The sequence below is a fragment of the Bradyrhizobium ottawaense genome, from assembly GCF_002278135.3.
In the GTDB taxonomy this organism is placed as follows: domain Bacteria; phylum Pseudomonadota; class Alphaproteobacteria; order Rhizobiales; family Xanthobacteraceae; genus Bradyrhizobium; species Bradyrhizobium ottawaense.
This window is the reverse complement of sequence record NZ_CP029425.2, coordinates 7161162-7177706: the sequence shown is the minus strand read 5'-3', so window position 1 is coordinate 7177706 and position 16545 is coordinate 7161162. Positions and strand designations below refer to the sequence as shown.

Here is a 16545-nt window from a genome sequence, read left to right as displayed (position 1 = left end):
CAAATGCGGGTGGAAACGTTTAAAAACCTGAGCCGAATGCCCATTGCCCTTTCTGTGCCGGCATTCGCAATCCTGCTGGTCGTCTTCGGCATACCCGTCGTCCAGCTCTTCTTGGCGAGCCTTAACGCGCCGGCCTTTTCGCTCACGCACTACGTCGCGTTCTTCCAGCAACCGGCCTATATTCGTGTCCTCCTTCAGACAATCGAAATAAGCGCGGTCGCTACGGCTGTGTGTCTCGTCATCGGCTATCCAACAGCCTATCTCATCGTGATCGCCTCCAAGCGGGTGCGCGTCGCGCTCATCGTGCTCGTTTTCGTCCCGTGGCTGACAAGTGGGCTGGTGCGCACCTATGCATGGGCGGTGATTCTTGGCGACCACGGTCTGATCAATAATTTGCTTGTCTATCTTGGGTGGATCTCTAAGCCGATACAGCTCATTTACAATCGCGTGGGCGTCTACATTGGCATGGTGCATATCATGCTGCCCATGATGATCCTGCCGCTGCTCAGCGTTATGCATGGCATTGACAGATCGTTGATGCCTGCGGCCCGCAGTATGGGAGCTCGGCCCTTTGCAGCCTTCTGGCGCGTATTCTTTCCGCTGAGCCTGCCCGGTGTCCGCGGCGGCTCGCTGCTGGTATTTGTGTTCTGCCTTGGGTTCTACATCACGCCCCAAGTCCTCGGCGGATTGAGCGACGCCATGTTATCGAATTTCATTGTCACTCAGATTCAGACTTCATTCAATATGGCACCTGTCGCTGCGTCGGCCTTCATACTCCTGGCAATCACAGTGATCGTGCTCTCCATGGTTGGGCTTGATCTTTCCGGTACGCAGCCTCGGGCAGTGCAGTCAGCGCGCATGCTCTCATCGAGCAGGCGATGCCCATTAGTCGCATTGACACGATTCTTCAATGACGTTGCCACTCCCTATCGGGCTAAGCGCTGGACGAGTCAGCTCTATAAACCTGGTGGCGACAGCCGCTGGTCCGACATCTTCGGCGGGATCTTTGTCGTGCTTGTGATGGTGTACCTGCTGTCGCCGGGCTTGATTGTTATCATGATGTCGTTTAGCGCCGGTGCCTTTCTGGAATTTCCTCCGTCTGGCTTTTCGCTGCAGTGGTACCGCGCCTTCTTCGACGATCCGTCGTGGACTACCTCCGTATGGAATAGTGCTCGGCTTGCTTTGCCGGTTGCTGCGCTGTCGACCATCGTCGGAACACTTGCAGCGTACGGTCTGAGCCGCACACTCCCTCGGTTACGCGCCTTTCTCACCATGCTTATTCTGACACCGATCACCTTTCCGGTGGTTGTCGTCGGTGTCGCGACCTATTTCGGTCTGGTCAAACTCGGCCTAATTGGAACAATGACCGGTATCATCCTTGCCCAGAGCGTTGGCGCCATCGGCACGGTCGTCGTCATCGTTTCGGCGACGCTGGCTCAATTCGACCGGCGGTTGGAGCAGGCGGCACAAAGCCTTCGAGCCGGCCCTCTGCAGACTTTCATGAGGGTTACGCTGCCGCTGATCCAACCAGGTATTATCGGAGGCGCCGTCTTCGCGTTTATCCACTCGTTCGACGAGGTCGTCATAACATCGCTTGTCAGTGGGTTCTCGATCCGCACCCTACCGGTAAAAATGTTGGAAAACATAAGCCAACAGATCGAGCCTACTATAGCTGCGGTGGGCGCGCTGCTAACGCTTCTTCCCGTGCTTTGGCTGATTGCACTCTACATCATGTGGTGGCGGAAGAGGCCGGGCGGCAATCCGGGCTCACTGGCGCTGCAACCTAAGCCGGCGCTTTCAGAGGCATCGACCTCGTAGTCTCAATCGCCGAGCGGCCGCATTCGAATGTGCTCTGCGCAAAAAGGCGCACCCATCCCAAGCTCTTTCAGAGTCCTGAATGATGTCACAACCGTCACGATCTCTCGGAGTCATGTGTCTCGAACGCGGAGTGCCAGCGCCAAAACCTCCGCCTAGCTCGATGTCTGATCCCAATACCTTTGAGTTCCCGGTCATCTATGAAACCGCGAACGGAGCTTGGGCGGATGACGTCATCCGCGGTAATCCAGCGCTGGAGTCGGCCTATGTCGCAGCGGCCACAAAGCTCATCGCACGAGGCGCGGTCGCGATAAGCGCAAACTGCGGCTTCTCCGTTCGATATCAGGCTGCGGTCGCCGCTTCGGTGAAAGTGCCAGTAGTAACGTCCAGTCTGCTTCTGCTGCCCGCATTGCTCCGACAACTTCCGAAGTTCGCCAAAGTCGCTGTCGTGACGGCCGACTCAACTCACCTGAGAGAAGAGTTGCTGGGGGTTGATGATCGGCGCGAGCGGGCGAGGGTCGTTATCGGCGGCATCGAAGGCGGCAAATTGTGGCAAAACGAGATGAAGCGTCCGCCCCTCCCGACCGACCCCGCCGATATTGAGACCGATGTCGTAGCCTGTGTCGCGTCGCTCCGCACAGCGCATCCGGAAATTGCTGCGATCCTTTTCGAATGCGCCGGATTCCCGATCGTTTCGCCCGTCATCCGTCACATCGCGAAAGTGCCCGTCTATGATATCACAACGCTCTGTCGGATGACCATGGCGTCCATCGCCTAGGGGGCAGCTGCGCGTCACCTACGCTAGATTCGAGTATTGAAGGTCTCAATCCGTTCTCAGTGCCAGGCGCTACTGAAAGCAAATGCGACTGCTTCAGTCGGCTCGCGGCGCTACGATTTGGGTACTAGCCGCAGACAAGACCACCACTCATTGACAGTTGTCGAAGTGGCAGCTGGTATTGGTAAGAACCGGAAAAACTTGCCTTAGTGGACCGCGAATTCGGGCAGCCACAGGAGAATCTCATTGCCTTGCAATGAAGAGAATTGCGCCACCGACTGATGTGGGCCGAGAATGAATGCGCGCAGCATCATTCGTTCTTGCGATCAGGTGTAGCTTCTCTGACCGATTTCAAATAAGGTGACGAGTCACGCGCAGCGTTGAAAGATTCGGTGAGTTGCAAGATGAGGTAACGGCATGGCGCCGCTATCTGCATCAATATCCTGAGCTCGACTATCGCCTGCATAATACGGCGCGGTTTGTGGCCGAGAAATTGGCCTCGTTCGGTATCAATCGCGTCGAGACCGGGATAGCGGAAACTGGCATTGTCGCCATTATCCAGGGCGAGGGCGGCGAAGGCCCTACCATCGGGTTGAGGGCTGACATGGACGCTTTGCCGATTGTCGAAGCGTCCGACAAGCCGTGGTCATCAACAGCGCCGGGTCAAATGCATGCGTGCGGCCATGATGGCCATACGGCTATGTTGCTGGGGGCCGCCAAATATCTTGCCTGAGGACTCTCGTAACCTGTCTGTGCGACTTCGCGGAACGGCAGATGTCGGCAACTGCGCAAGGTATTGCTGGAGCGTATGGCGCGGAAATTGAATTCAAGTACCGCCGATACGTGCCCGTCACCGTCAATCATGCGCAGGAGACCGATCTGGCGCTTGCGGCAGCACGCAAACTCGTGGGCACGGCTTCCGTGAACGACAAGCTTGACGTGATTATGGGGGCGGAGGACTTTGCCTACATGCTCGAGGCGCGGCCTGGCGCTTTCATTTTCATTGGCAATGGACCCTCAGCTGGCGTGCATCACCCCGCATATGATTTTAACGACGAAGCATTGCCCTATGGCATTGGCTATTGGGTAAGCCTCGTCGAAACGGTGCTCGCCGCATGAGGTAGTTTGCCAGATCGATGGCGCTGCATATGAATGCGATGTAGTCCATCATCCCGGGCTTCGCGCTTCTCCTCGGTGGCAATGCATCAGGCGCAATCTTTTGGCAGGCGCCGCTGTTAACCCTAGCTGGGCTTCAAACGACCACAGCGTATTGCCATCTGTGCCTTCCAGCGTGCCCGCTTACGGGCGATATCGGGGCGATCTTGTTGGGCCCGCCGGATCTCTTACCAGCGTCTCTCCGGGCAGCGACAACCCCGCCCGGACGGCCGTGTTGATCGAGCGTGCGCCTGCTCCCGGTTTGCGCAACCTAAAGGCCCCTGAAGCTTGGCCGCGCCAAGAAATTGGATCCGCTAGAGTCGCTCATCTCCCGTGCTCCCCTCGCAAAGACGTCGTGAGCGGTGAGTTCGCGTGAGACAGGTGAGCGCAACGTCTGCCTGGACATCGAGCACCGCGGAGGAAGTGCTCCCGACCAAAAAACCGACTAAGTGCGCGACCGGACAAAGTGTCGCTGATTTTTTGAGTACTGGTATGCGCAATCCTCAGTACTTCGCCGAAATTCGTCGAAGAGGGGGCAGGTCGCGCTGGATTTAATCGGTAGAGGCCTGCATCATTGCGTTTATCGAAAGTTGGATCACGTATCCTCGGAAGATCAAGGTTTCGTGACGGTCAGCGGAGTTGACCAGCAGGAATTCGCATCCCAGGAAACGGACCGCACTATGCGTGACCACGCGCCTGCCTTCCTCGAAGGGCCTGACGGCTGCGATGAACCAGCTCTCAAGCGCTTATCCGTCGCACAGCCGATCGTTCACAGGCCGGTGCGTTGTCCTGTGCGGCCCTTCGTCAAAAATGCAATTCTGGCTCGAATATCACTTCAAGCTCTTGGGGCGCTCGGCGAGTTCCTCGAGCCGATCGCTCTCAGAGAACGCATGGTTCTGCAAGAGCCCAAAAAGCCTCTGGAGCACGTTTACTTTATCGAATCCGGCCTCATCTCACTCAGGATTGTCGCGGCGGGAAGTATTCTCGAAACAGCGCTGATAGGCCGGCGGGGGGCCGTCGGCGCTTCGGTCGTAGTAGGAGGGCATCTTCCGACACATCAATGTGTCGTGCTCTTTCCCGGACGCGCACACAGGATTCGGATCACGGACCTGCGCCGGATCGCAAATGAGCACCCCGAAATCAGAGAACAGCTCTCTCGATACGTTCAGGCGCTGACGTTGCACAGCGCCCAAGCGGGATTCTGCGGCGTTCGGCACGACCGCGAAAAGCGGCTGGCGAGCTGGCTTTGCTTAGCCAGCGATGCTCTTGATGCTCATGTGCTTCCAATTACCCATGACTACCTGTCGTCGGTCTTGGGATTGCGCCGGGCTGGCGTAACGGAGACGCTAATTCGGTTTGAAGAGCAAAAATTGATTCGTAAGATGCGCGGCGTTTTGCAGATCGATGAACGCAGGTGCCTCGAACAAAAGGCGTGCGGATGTTACAAGCTTGTTTCAGGCGCTTATGCCTCGGCTGAATCTCTGATTGCTGCAAGTGAGTCGGCCGGCTAGAGCATCCTCCGGCCTGAACGGATCGAACAGAAGCGTCAAATCAGCTGTTAGATTCAAACTTCCTGCCGGGGGCAGGAGGGCGGCAGGATCTCTCGTTCGATCTTCCGTTAGGCTTCTGGCGAGCTGAAGGCGAGCTTCGCGCCGCGGGCAGGCGAACGGTTTGCTGAGCGTGGTAGTGGGGCGCTGCGGAATGCGTGAGCGCCAGCAGCGTAGGCACGTGCGATGGCGCTCTATAGAGACCGCAGGTGGGGCCGCATCGAGGCGCAGAAGTAAGACGATCCCAGCGATGCTGAAGGCGACACCACGTGTTTCGATCGAGTAGCTAACGCCGGAGCCGACCCAAAGGCCTGATGCTCGGCGAAGATGCACTCCGTCAATTAATGGTCTGGTATAACATCAAGGGCAAAAAACAGCGGAGGCCAGCGATTAGGGCCGCCTAGTCGTCGTAAAGCAGCGCCAGCTAGGACCGGCGCGACGGCCAGGCTACGCGATTGCCTCGTGGAGAACTGCTGAGGTCGGATTGGCAGTCCGGGATCTTCGTAGCCGGAATCAGCTCCATTGCCCCGAGGTCTTGGTGGACCGACCCATCGCGACGGCCTAGAAATCTATGTAGAGAGTCGTCCGTGAAGAATGCAGATCGACCTGAGAGATAGGCAGAAGTTGTCTCGATAAAGTATTCGATTTTGCAGGAAAGCTGGGTGTTGGGCCGCGCTTTCTTGCGTTTTGGGATTTTGGTTTCGAGCGATTCGTGATTCCCTGACGACGGGTCATCGGCATTAGGGAAGGCGATGAGCAAACCGCGGGATGATCGCCAGAAAGACCTGTTGCTTCCGGCCCTCGATCAAATCATCGACATGGGCCACCCGCTGGTGCGGTTGGCGGCGCTGATCGACTGGAAGTTTCTGGATGACCGCTTTGGTTCGGTGTGCCAAACCGGTCCGGGGCAGCCTGGCCTGCCGACGCGGCTTGTCGCCGGCCTGTTCATCCTGAAGCACATGCACAATCTCTCGGATGAGGTGCTGTGCGCCCGCTGGATCGAGAACCCCTATTACCAATACTTCTGCGGCGAGTTGAGCTTCTGCCACCGGCTGCCGTTCGATCGATCGTCGATGACGCGCTGGCGCCAGCGGCTCGGCGAGGAGCAGCTCGTCGCGTTGATCCAGGAAAGTCTGTCGGTGGCGCACAAGACTGGCGCCATTGGTCCCAAGGACCTGGAGCGAGTGGCAGTCGATACCACGGTGCAGCCAAAGGCCGTTGCGCATCCGACCGACGCGCGGCTGATGCATCGGGCCATCACCAAGCTCGTCGGGCTCGCCAAGCGCAACCGTGTGCCGCTGCGCCAGAGCTATCTGCGCCTGGCGAAGCGCGCCGCCATCATGGTCGGCCGCTATACCCACGCTCATCAGTTCAAGCGCGCCCGGCGCCAACTCAAGTTCCTGCGGACGCGGCTTGGCCGGATCATCCGCGACATCCGCCGCAAGATTGATGGCGATGCGGCGCTGGAAGCTCGCTTCGGCCCGCTGCTCGCTCTGGCGCAGCGGGTGCGCACCCAGGATCAGCATCAGCGCGGCCCCAAGGTCTATGCGTTACATGCCCCGGAGGTCGAGTGCATCGGCAAGGGGAAAGCCCGTGCGCCTTACGAGTTCGGCTGCAAGGTCAGTATCGCCACCCCCGTGACGTCCCCGAAGGGCGGACAGTCCGTGCTCCATGCCAAGGCGCTGCACGGCAATCCGTTCGACGGGCACACGCTCGGCCCCGTGGTCGCCGACATGGAGAAGCTCACCGGCGTGGAGGCTCGCCGCATCCATGTCGACAAAGGGTACCGCGGCCACAACCACCCGCACCGGCTCAGGGTCTGGATCTCGGGGCAGGTCCGCCGCGTCACGGCTTCCATCAGGCGCGAGATGAAGCGTCGTGCGGCCGTCGAGCCCGTCATCGGCCACGTCAAGGCCGAGCACCGCATGGACCGCAACTATCTCAAAGGCCGCATCGGCGACAGCATCAACGCCGTCCTCGCCGCGGCCGGCTACAACTTCGGCCTGCTCCTGCGGTGGCTCGCAGAACTCTTGCGTGCCATCATCCGGGCCTTCGCCGAAACTGTCCCGGCTCAAAAGATCGCTTAAATCAGCGGTCGTCCGCGTTCTTCACGGAGGACTAGAGAGAGTCTCATTCTCGATTCTCGACTTCGCCGTGCGCCATCGTCGTCATAGGCAGCTTCCCGCCACAAGGGACAAGCGTCCGCAAGATCATCGAAGCCGCGGGTACAAGCCTGCTCAACCTCAAGATGCTGCGCTCAAAGCAAGAGGCGTGTCGGCGAAGGCGCTAATCGCGGGTCCGTGTCGCCCGCGGTTCATCGGCCGGTCGAACTCCAACATCGGTCTTTGTGCGTGCCATACTTCTCGGCCGAACTACTGTGTACGTTCCCTCCAAGTGAATTGCTCGTCATCATTGCTACGGCCCGAAATCGAAGTTCTTCGTACGGATCGTACGTTCCTATTCAACGATGGTTCGGACCGTACCCTTATGACGCGATTACAGCACGGCTGCAGAGAGCGCGTGTGCATTGGTCCGTTCCGTACGAAGTTTGGGCGCCGATAACAAGTGCAATCTGTCAACGTAACTACGCGAGCGGCGGGATGATCCGCACCGCGACGTCACCGGTTCGATCGGTCGGTAGCGTTGAAGAAGGCCCTGCAGGTCGAGAATGATTGGGGGCGTGGCGAAAGTCGATTGGCTCTTCCGGAATGGCCGAGCCGCCGCTTTTAAGCCGAAACACTTTGGAGGACATTTATGAACATGTTGAAGAGCCTTTTGCTCGGTTCGGCGACGTGTCTGATCGCTGGAGCCGGAGCGCAGGCTGCCGACCTGCCGTTGAAGGCGAAGGCGGTGGAATACGTCAAGATCTGCTCGCTGTATGGCGCAGGCTTCTACTACATCCCCGGCACTGATACTTGCATCAAGTTCGGTGGTTATCTCCGTGCCCAAACGGGCTTGGCCACGAATACACTCTATTACGCCGCCGATAGCGGTGTGGCGGGGGCGCACAATCGCCTCAGCAACAACTACACCGCTCAGTCTCGTATGGATCTGAACATCGACACGCGCACCGCGACTGAGTATGGCGTCGTCCGCACATTCTTCGATGCTGTTTTCACCTGGACCTCCGGCGGCTATAGCGGTGCTGGCACGACTGCAGTCAATGGCGCCACCGCCTACACCACATCAACAAGTTCACAGGTCGCTGGTGGTTCGCTCGGCGTCTACTATGCTTTCATCCAGTTCGCGGGCTTCACATTGGGTAAGGCGCAGTCGCAGTTTTCTGCGCCTTGGGCCAACTATCCGGGAAACAGCCTCGACACTCTGCCGGGCGGCGGCGGCTGGGACCCCGTGAACCAATTCACCTATACTGCTGACTTCGGCCAGGGTATTACCGCCTCCTTCTCGGCCCAGGATCAGGTTGCCCTATACCAGTCCAGTATCTGGAACGTGAGCGGTGCGACGGCCGCAGGACTCGCGACCGGTGCGTACGGCACAAACAATATCGGGGGAACGAGGTCACCTGACTTGGTCGCCATGGTTCGCGTCGACCAAGCATGGGGTCTCTTCCAGGCGTCGGTCGCCGCGCATGACAATCACGCCGGATACTATGGTGCGGATGAAACGACAGGCCATCCGAACGATAAGTGGGGTTGGGCTGGCCAGCTGGCGTTGTCGATCAAAAACATCCCGACGGGTGCTGGTGACACGATCAATATGACCGGCGTGTATACTGATGGCGCAAGCCGCTATAACTTCCAGGACTATATCACGACCGCCTTTGCGATGTACGGTGGTACCGGTCGGGTGGGCGCTTACCAGAGCGTCGGCCTAGGTGGCGTCTCTGACTCAGTATTCGTGACTGGCTCCGGCCAACAGCTGACTACGACCTACGGCTTCCAAGGGGCCTACACCCACAACTGGAATCCGCAGTGGAACACCGCCGTCTACGGTGGGTGGGGTGCTGTGCGTTATAACAGTACAGCCAAGGGCTACATTTGTGGGGCGTTCGTCGCAACCCTCGCTCTTTCGAGCGGTCTTGCTGGATGTAATCCTGATTTCAACTACTCGGTTGTCGGCATGGTCACACGGTGGAGCCCGGTCAAGAATCTGACATTCTCGGCCGATCTTGCCTACGCCATGCTTGACCAGAAACATGCGAGCGGAAGCACGGTCACCCTGCCGCTGCAGTCGGGTGTCGCCAAGCCGGCCGCTGCTTATGACCTTAAAGACCAGGGCAGTCTCGTGCTCCTGTTGCGTGCAGTGCGCGTCTTCTGAGTTTCCGTAAACTATCAAAAGGAGAAAAGAAGCGGCTCCATTACTTTAAGTGTGAACCTCCAAGAAGGCCTTCGGCATGCCCGCCGGAGGCCTTTTAAGTCTGAGATCAGTTGACCCGAATAGTGACAGAGCTGGCCCGAGAGGAGTAGCGTCCTTCCCGGCATCCCGAATCGAATGATCCGTTCTGTTTCTGGGTTTGCAGATCAGAAATGTGGGCTTCGTCGAACTGGGGCCTCTCTACCGGCCCATCATTTCCGCTTCTGCCGAGTCGCTGGCTGCGTGGAGTTGCATTAGCGTAGGAGATCATACCGGGCCGCTTTCGTCCCTGCTTTGTCAAAAAGAAACTCCGGTTTTGAGACCGACCCGAATAGCCCAGTCAATGTCCGTCCCCACCACTGGATGCAATTTGGCAATCAGTTCGGCTGCTCTTGGGCAACCCGCTGGCGGCGCTGGCAATTGCTTGTTGAACAAATCGTTTGAGGAAAAATCACAATGGCTGAGCACTTCTTCTGGCGTCTCTCACGACTTGTTACATCGTGCGATCAACGCGATTCGAAGATTGCGAAACTCTGGTCGACTAGGATGCTGACTAGTCATTCTACGGTCCACGTCAACATCTTTCCATTTCTCGGAACCCGCCATGGCAGGCCCCGTTCTCGACGTAATTCGGCACATTTCCGATAGTTGTGCGCATTGGTTTACGTCGTTGAGTTTGCAGGTGGCGACGATCGAGGCGAGCAAAGCCCAGTTTTCCGCCCCGATTTCATGTCCGGCGGAGAGCGCGTTTTTCCTGGTCAAGCAGATCGGCCGGATGGCGTTCTCGACCGGGTTGGGGTCGAGCTCGAGACGCCCGTCTTCGAGGAAGCGGGTCAGCCCCTGCCAATGATTGAGCGCATAGCGGATATCCTCGGCGAGCGTCGAACCGCTGGAGATCATCGACAGCTGTTTCTCGAACCAGGACTTCAACGCGGCGACCATGGGCAGCGAGTGCTCCTTGCGCGCGGCCAGCCGGATGTCCGGCGATGCGCCGCGCACCATGGCTTCGATGGCGTAAAGCTGGGCGATGTGCCGAATGGCGGCCTCGGCGATCGGCGACTTGCTGTTGCGGGCCAATTTCACAAAGCGCCGGCGCAAATGGCTCCAGCAATGCACGAGCGTCCAAGGCCCTTGCGGTCGAACGACTTCGGTCAGCCGGTCATATCCGTCATAGGCATCGCATTGCAGGAAGCTTCCGCCAAAGCCGTCCAGGAACTGCTCCGCGAAGGCGCCGCTGCGACCGGGGGCATATCGGAACAACACGATCGGTGGACTTGGACCGCTGTGGCCACGGTCGTCTGACGCGATCGCCCAGAAGTAGCCTTTCTTCGTTTGACCTCGCCCGGGATCAAGCACCGGTGCCATGGTCTCGTCCATGAACAGGCGATCCGCCATGGCCAGGTGGCGGCGCATGTGGCTCGCGATGGGCTGAAGATGGAAGCAGGCGCGGCCGGACCAGTTGCCCAGAGTCGCCCGATCAAGCCGAATGCCTTGACGCGCATAGATCTCGGCCTGACGATAAAACGGCGTGTGGTCGCCAAACTTGGAGACGATCACATGAGCGATAGCCGCTTCGGTCGGCAGCCCGCCGGGCACGACGTGTTCCGGTGCGTGCGCCTGCGCGACAGGGCCCGAGCAGCGGCGACAGATGTATTTCGGGCGGCGTGTGACCAGCACGCGCCATTGCGCCGGGATCACGTCGAGTCGCTTGCTGACGTCCTCGCCGATCTTCGTCATGGCGCCGCAACCGCACGGACGGAGCGTGCTCGCAGGCTCGATGATCCGTTCCACTCGCTGCAAATGGGCAGGCAGACAGCCGCGATTGCGATGGGAGCCTCGATCAGGATCGCTGCGCGATCGACCCTGGATGACCTTCTCGGCTCTTTCCTACGCCGCGTCCAGAATGCCTTGCGCGATCTCCACGTCTTCGAGCGGCAAATGGTACTGATCTGGTCGCAGCTTCTCGGATTTCGAGCCGAACTTGTCGCGTCGCAATTCGCCGAGAATGACCTCCGGCCGACGCCGCGCTTCCTCCGATGCCGCCAGTGCCCCCTGATGCTCGCTCAAGGCCGCCTGCGTTTGCGCCAGAAGCGCCTTTAGGCGTTCGTTTTCGTCGCGCAGTGTCGCGATGCTCATGCGCTAGTTCGAGCACATCGCCGCCGCCCGCGCCACGATCAAAATAGCTCCGAGTCATTCTGCCGCAGTTATCCCGCCACCTCCGGGCGCCGTGCTTCTTCCGGGCGGACCAATCTCCAATCCAGCCCTTCGAACAAGGCAGCGAACATCGCCGGCGACATGCGCATCACTCCGTCCGCGATCGTTGGCCAAAGAACTTGCAACCTTCGCGGCGTTTGTGCACCAACACCAGACCCGTTCGATCCCAGATCAAAATCTTGATCCGGTCCGCTCGTTTCGATCGGAACACGAAGGCTGAGCCGCTGAACGGATCGAGACGAAGCATCTCCTGTACCTTCGCCGCAAGCCCGTCGTGGCCACAGCGGAAGTCGATCGGCCGCGTGGCAACGTAAATCTTCAGATCAGCACCGGCCGCGATCATCGTGACGCTCGCACCGCACGGATCACCCGGGATAGCTGGTCAGCATCTATGGCTGTGTCAGTCCGCAGCACGACTCTGCGCCTTGACGATATCCAGGCCAGTCACAAAACTTGCGCGCCTGCGGCCGTTCGATGCTGATTATCGCGCCTTTGAGTTTTACGGAGGTCCGAGATATGCAGTGGCCGCCCGTCGGCTTTAGCACACGTTGGTACGAGACCGTGCTGACCAGCTCCGAGTGGCAAAGGCGTGTGGTGGCATCGCTCGAGATCGCCATTGGTTCGGCGGTGCTCGCAACCACGCTCGGCCTGCTTGCTGCCCTTGCCCTCGTAAGAGGACGCTTTCCCGGAAAACGGTTGGTAGCGGCCGTCCTTTTGTCACCACTTGTCGTTCCCAGTGTGGTGATCGCCATTGGCATGTTCTTTTAACGCCGTCCGAACAGTCGGCGCACGGCTCGTACGATCATGACCTTATGGAATGATCGAGGCTAAATATGCGGTGTAGGCCGTAGCGACGACATCTGTCGCGCGTCATGGAACTGCCCCCTCATATTGCCTCGGATGATATGTTACCGAAGCGCACCCTAGTGTCGCCTGAAACAGCCGCCGCGAGTCCGAGCAAGCCGCTCGCGAAGCGCGCCCTCAAGAGTGCCCTAGCGAGCGAGCGGCTTGCGGTGATTCGGCGAAAGAACCTGGCGGGATTAGATACTAAGACACGAAGCTTGAACCGATCGTTCGACTTCTACGCTGCTGATGAGCTGTCGACCGGCCTTTGATCGCCAATTCTTCACCAATCGCTGCACCGTACGCCGCTGAGGGCCGCTGAACCGACCAGGCGCATGCGCTTCGAGCCGGGGAGAAGATCGACAGCAGACAAGTGCGGAGCCACGGCGAGCCATTCCTCGACGGTGGGGATGTAGGGGTCGAGCATCGATGGCCGACGTGGCACACGCTTGCGCGCCCATAGCGGCGCCGATGAATGCCCGCTGCTCACCCTCTTTCCGACCATCGCTGAGCTCTCGGGCATAGGCCGCCAAGTCGCTTATGCACCGGCGCGATGGCAGTCGCTGGCTTTCCAACCCACCGATCAACGCGCTTGCCCAGGTCATTTTGAGCGTCCCGCATCTGTGCCAGCAATGCCACCAGATCAAGCGTGCGGTATCCGCAGCCTACGTTTAAATGCCTCATTGAGACTCGGGTGGACCAATGTTCTTTCGTACGGTGTAGCGGGGAGGAAGATAGCGTTTGACCACCTTGGCACCTTCGCGGTGCTTCTCCTTCAGCTTAAACGATGGCTTGAAGATATTGATGTGCAGCCGTGCCGCCGCAAACAGGCGAGCTAGTGAGCGAGCAGCATCAAGGCCTTCAAACCGCCGCCAGCGACTAGGCGGCGAACGATAGCTCCGGTCGTTTGTTCAAAGAAGGCCTCATCGTTCTTCTTTTAGGCACTCGAAAGAGTGACTTCAACATCGTGAGAGCGGCACCACGACACGTCAGTTCATGAAAGGCGCTTCGTTGTCAAAATCGAGCCCGCGAACGGGCCGGGGAAATAGGTTCTGCGCGCGCTCGAGAGCCACGACCACAAGAGCTGCTTCAACGTACGACGAGCGGAAAGCATTCGGTCCACCCCGTTGCGATATCCACCATTGAGTGTCTGAATGAACGCGACGGATACGGACATCCCGCCGTGCGCAACCAGATCCGCATCGCAGTACCCCGGTGGAGGTGATCCCCAGTCATTGAATGTGCGCACCGGGACCTGCCGCCGTACGACACTGGAAAAGCCGGCCCGCCGTCCTCCGGCTGAAACCGGACCTCGCCATCGTTGGGCGTCCCGCGGTTGCGAATCTTCGCCGTAGGACGTCGACCGGGCCGATGCTGGCTTGGATCGTTCGCGCCGAGCCCTACCAACGCTGTACGACGCGGCGCATCCTCCGGCAAATTTGAGGGCTTCACTGCAACAAGAACGACTCGACTTAGGCGTTGTTGAGCATGCGCCAAAGCTGCGGCGCACCAGCGCGGGAGATCGGTCAACGAATGTTTCTCGTCCGCTGACGAGGCAGGCTCCGTCCGTTATCACACCTTTATTCGCCTAGTCCGTTTGCGAGGAGAGTTCGTTTCACTTCCGAATCAACGTTCCCATTTAGGGGTGCGAGCGGTGATGTTCCACCGCTCGAAGATAGTCCCACTTGTGTCCTCGCCCTGAAGCCTTGGCCCCTCAAGACGATCATTATCGAAGCCCAGATCATCTGCCTCTCCGCGCCATGCCGATTTTTCCCTCCTGGAGTTTTCGCAACGAGGCTTGAGTCCAGCGAATTCGGCGCGAGATCGCGGATAGCCGCATAAAATATGCGTTGCCCGCGTAAAATGGGTGATATACTTCGTTTTGGAAAGTGTAGCTTGCATGTGAGAGCGCTCGCTCCGGGCGATGTCCTGATTGGCCTCGGGACTTCAACCCATTGACACTTGATGGAGCCAGAACGATGCCGATTAGCAGAGGACCGCAGGCATTTCCTAGGACAGAGTGCCGGTCGCGCCGTTGGCAGAGCGGACGCTCGGCGTGGTCGGGCTCGGATCGATAGGAACCGCCATCGCCCGCCGCGGGGGGGGGGGGGGGCATGACCGTGATCGGCTCGAAACGCGATGCGACTGATCCCGTTCCGGGAGTTGACAGGCTCTTCCCGCCTGAGGGCTTGACTGAACTCCTGCGGCTCTCCGACTTCGATGTCCTTGCTGTTCCGCATGTTCTGGAAACCTCCAAGCTGATCGGTCGCGAGCAGCTCCAGTGCATGCGTCCCACCGCGTTTCTGGCGAACGTCGCTCGCGGCTCGGTGATTGCGGAACACGAGCTTATCGTGGCACTCCAGGCAGGCGCCATCGCCGGGGCCCTCCTTGACGTATTCGAACGGGAGCCACTTCCAGCTGATAGCCTGCTCTGGATGATGCCCAACGTTATCATCACTCCACACGTTGCCGGCTGGTTGAGCGACTACAACAATCGCGTTAGAAATCTTCATCGGCAATCTGCAGCGATACCTCGACGGGAAGCCGCTACGGAATTTGGTTGATCTGAAGCGAGGTTACTGACCAGCGTGCTCAGTGCTTTGGGGCGGTCGTGACCGTCGTCGGAGGCGTCCCCTAGCTGCAGCGCGCTGCGATGAAGAGAGGAAACGGAATATGCGTAACATTGATACTGAAGAATGGGAGATTCGCTGCGATCTAGCTGCAGCCTATCGTCTGATTGCCCATTTCGGCATGGACGATCTGATCTACACTCATCTGTCGGCACGCGTGGCCGGCAAGGAACATCGTTTCCTACTCAACCCGTATGGCAAGATGTTCGACGAGATTACGGCCTCGAGTCTTATCCTAGTCGACCCCGAGGGGCATGCCCTCGAGAAAGAGGAAGTGTCTGAAATCAATAGCGCAGGCTTCACGATCCATTCCGCGGTGCACATGAATCGCGATGATGCACAGTGTGTCATGCACACGCATACCTTGGCCGGGATGGCGGTAGCCGCGCAGGAGCAAGGCCTGCTACCGTTGAACCAAATGTCGATGGAGCTCTACAGCCGCATAGCCTACCACGACTATGAAGGCATCGCGGATGATCTAGACGAGCGTGCCCGTCTTGCGCGTGATCTTGGCGATAAGGACGTGATGATCCTCAAGCACCACGGCTTGCTCACCGTTGGGCGTACAGTCGCTGAGGCGTTCCTCAATATGTACTACCTGGAGCAATCCTGCCGCATCCAAATTGCGGCTACACAAGGGGGCCAAAAGATCACGCTCCCTCCCGAAGAGATCGTCGCTCACACTGCGGCGCAAAGCAAAGGTTACCGCGAGAGCAAGAGCTATGGCTTGCGCGCCTGGGCCGCGCTCCGGCGCCGCCTCGATCGCATCAGCCCGGACTACGCGACCTGATGGTCCTAATAGGCGCTGAGAGTAATCGATCGAGCGCGATGCGAGGTTCGCAGAAATTTGAAGATATCGCGCTCAACATCAGCACATACGGTGATGGCTACGATCTGCTGTTGAATTGGAGAACGACATGACTGCGCCGATCATCTGGCATCTGCCGGTCGCGGGCACCCATCATTTGTCTGCCAGCGCAGCCGAGTTGAGCGTCGTCGGTGGGATCCGCGGACCTCGATGCGGCGGGGTGGAGTCGTAATCCGCGCCAGCTATAGTATCGCTTACCCGCGCATACGACTGTTGCCCTCAAGCGAGGACGAACGGCCGGATGGTCTCGCAAGCTTTTGCTATGTTGGCGGGAGCCCTTAATCTGCTGAGGCTAGATTGGCGCATGGGCGCAGCTGCAGGCCGTTAAGCAATGTATGCATACTGGAGTGTGGTCTAATGTCAGCCTGAACACCGGCCTGCGAT

10 protein-coding genes and 2 pseudogenes are annotated in these 16545 nt (G+C 58.9%); 9 read left to right on the top strand and 3 right to left on the bottom strand.

What is annotated here, in order from left to right; genetic code table 11:
* The first annotated feature begins 3 nt into the window (after positions 1 to 3).
* From CIT37_RS33690 to CIT37_RS33665, 6 genes and pseudogenes are all read left to right on the top strand, one after another.
* Positions 4 to 1818, top strand: coding sequence for an ABC transporter permease subunit (locus tag CIT37_RS33690; protein ID WP_095424719.1), 1815 nt, complete (start codon positions 4 to 6; stop codon positions 1816 to 1818).
* Positions 1819 to 1978: 160 nt separating this feature from the next.
* Entirely contained in the window at positions 1979 to 2593 is a 615-nt protein-coding gene (locus CIT37_RS33685) for an aspartate/glutamate racemase family protein (protein ID WP_334262530.1), read from the top strand.
* A gap of 394 nt (positions 2594 to 2987) precedes the next feature.
* A pseudogene (locus tag CIT37_RS33680) lies at positions 2988 to 3709 on the top strand (M20/M25/M40 family metallo-hydrolase).
* A 626-nt stretch (positions 3710 to 4335) separates the two neighbouring features.
* The gene (locus CIT37_RS33675) at positions 4336 to 5256 is read left to right on the top strand and encodes a Crp/Fnr family transcriptional regulator (protein ID WP_244611320.1); all 921 of its coding nucleotides are present in this window, start codon (positions 4336 to 4338) and stop codon (positions 5254 to 5256) included.
* 788 nt (positions 5257 to 6044) lie between these two features.
* Entirely contained in the window at positions 6045 to 7379 is a 1335-nt protein-coding gene (locus tag CIT37_RS33670) for an IS5 family transposase (RefSeq protein ID WP_095424718.1), read from the top strand.
* A 667-nt stretch (positions 7380 to 8046) separates the two neighbouring features.
* Positions 8047 to 9570, top strand: coding sequence for a porin (locus CIT37_RS33665; RefSeq protein ID WP_095424717.1), 1524 nt, complete (start codon positions 8047 to 8049; stop codon positions 9568 to 9570).
* Positions 9571 to 10191: 621 nt separating this feature from the next.
* Here CIT37_RS33665 and tnpC read toward each other — a convergent pair.
* Together tnpC and tnpB are read right to left on the bottom strand one after the other, a co-directional pair.
* Positions 10192 to 11742, bottom strand: a pseudogene (gene tnpC / locus CIT37_RS33660) (IS66 family transposase); the annotation flags it as partial.
* A gap of 166 nt (positions 11743 to 11908) precedes the next feature.
* Positions 11909 to 12163 (bottom strand): IS66 family insertion sequence element accessory protein TnpB, encoded by a 255-nt coding sequence (tnpB, locus tag CIT37_RS33650; RefSeq protein WP_152036292.1) that lies wholly within the window; start codon positions 12161 to 12163, stop codon positions 11909 to 11911.
* Positions 12164 to 12294: 131 nt separating this feature from the next.
* Between tnpB and CIT37_RS33645 the strand changes: the two genes are divergently transcribed.
* Complete coding sequence (locus CIT37_RS33645; RefSeq protein ID WP_095424716.1) at positions 12295 to 12588, top strand: ABC transporter permease; 294 nt, start codon at positions 12295 to 12297, stop codon at positions 12586 to 12588.
* A 272-nt stretch (positions 12589 to 12860) separates the two neighbouring features.
* Here CIT37_RS33645 and CIT37_RS40355 read toward each other — a convergent pair whose 3' ends face one another.
* Positions 12861 to 13058 (bottom strand): hypothetical protein, encoded by a 198-nt coding sequence (locus CIT37_RS40355; protein ID WP_521119052.1) that lies wholly within the window; start codon positions 13056 to 13058, stop codon positions 12861 to 12863.
* Positions 13059 to 14777: 1719 nt separating this feature from the next.
* On the opposite strand from CIT37_RS40355, the gene CIT37_RS33640 reads away from it, so the two are divergent.
* Together CIT37_RS33640 and CIT37_RS33635 are read left to right on the top strand one after the other, a co-directional pair.
* A complete protein-coding gene (locus CIT37_RS33640) occupies positions 14778 to 15227 on the top strand; it encodes an NAD(P)-dependent oxidoreductase (RefSeq protein WP_244611317.1) in 450 nt (149 codons plus the stop codon).
* Between the two features lie 109 nt (positions 15228 to 15336).
* On the top strand, positions 15337 to 16083 hold the full coding sequence (locus tag CIT37_RS33635; RefSeq protein WP_095424714.1) for a class II aldolase/adducin family protein: 747 nt from the start codon (positions 15337 to 15339) through the stop codon (positions 16081 to 16083).
* Positions 16084 to 16545 lie beyond the last annotated feature (462 nt).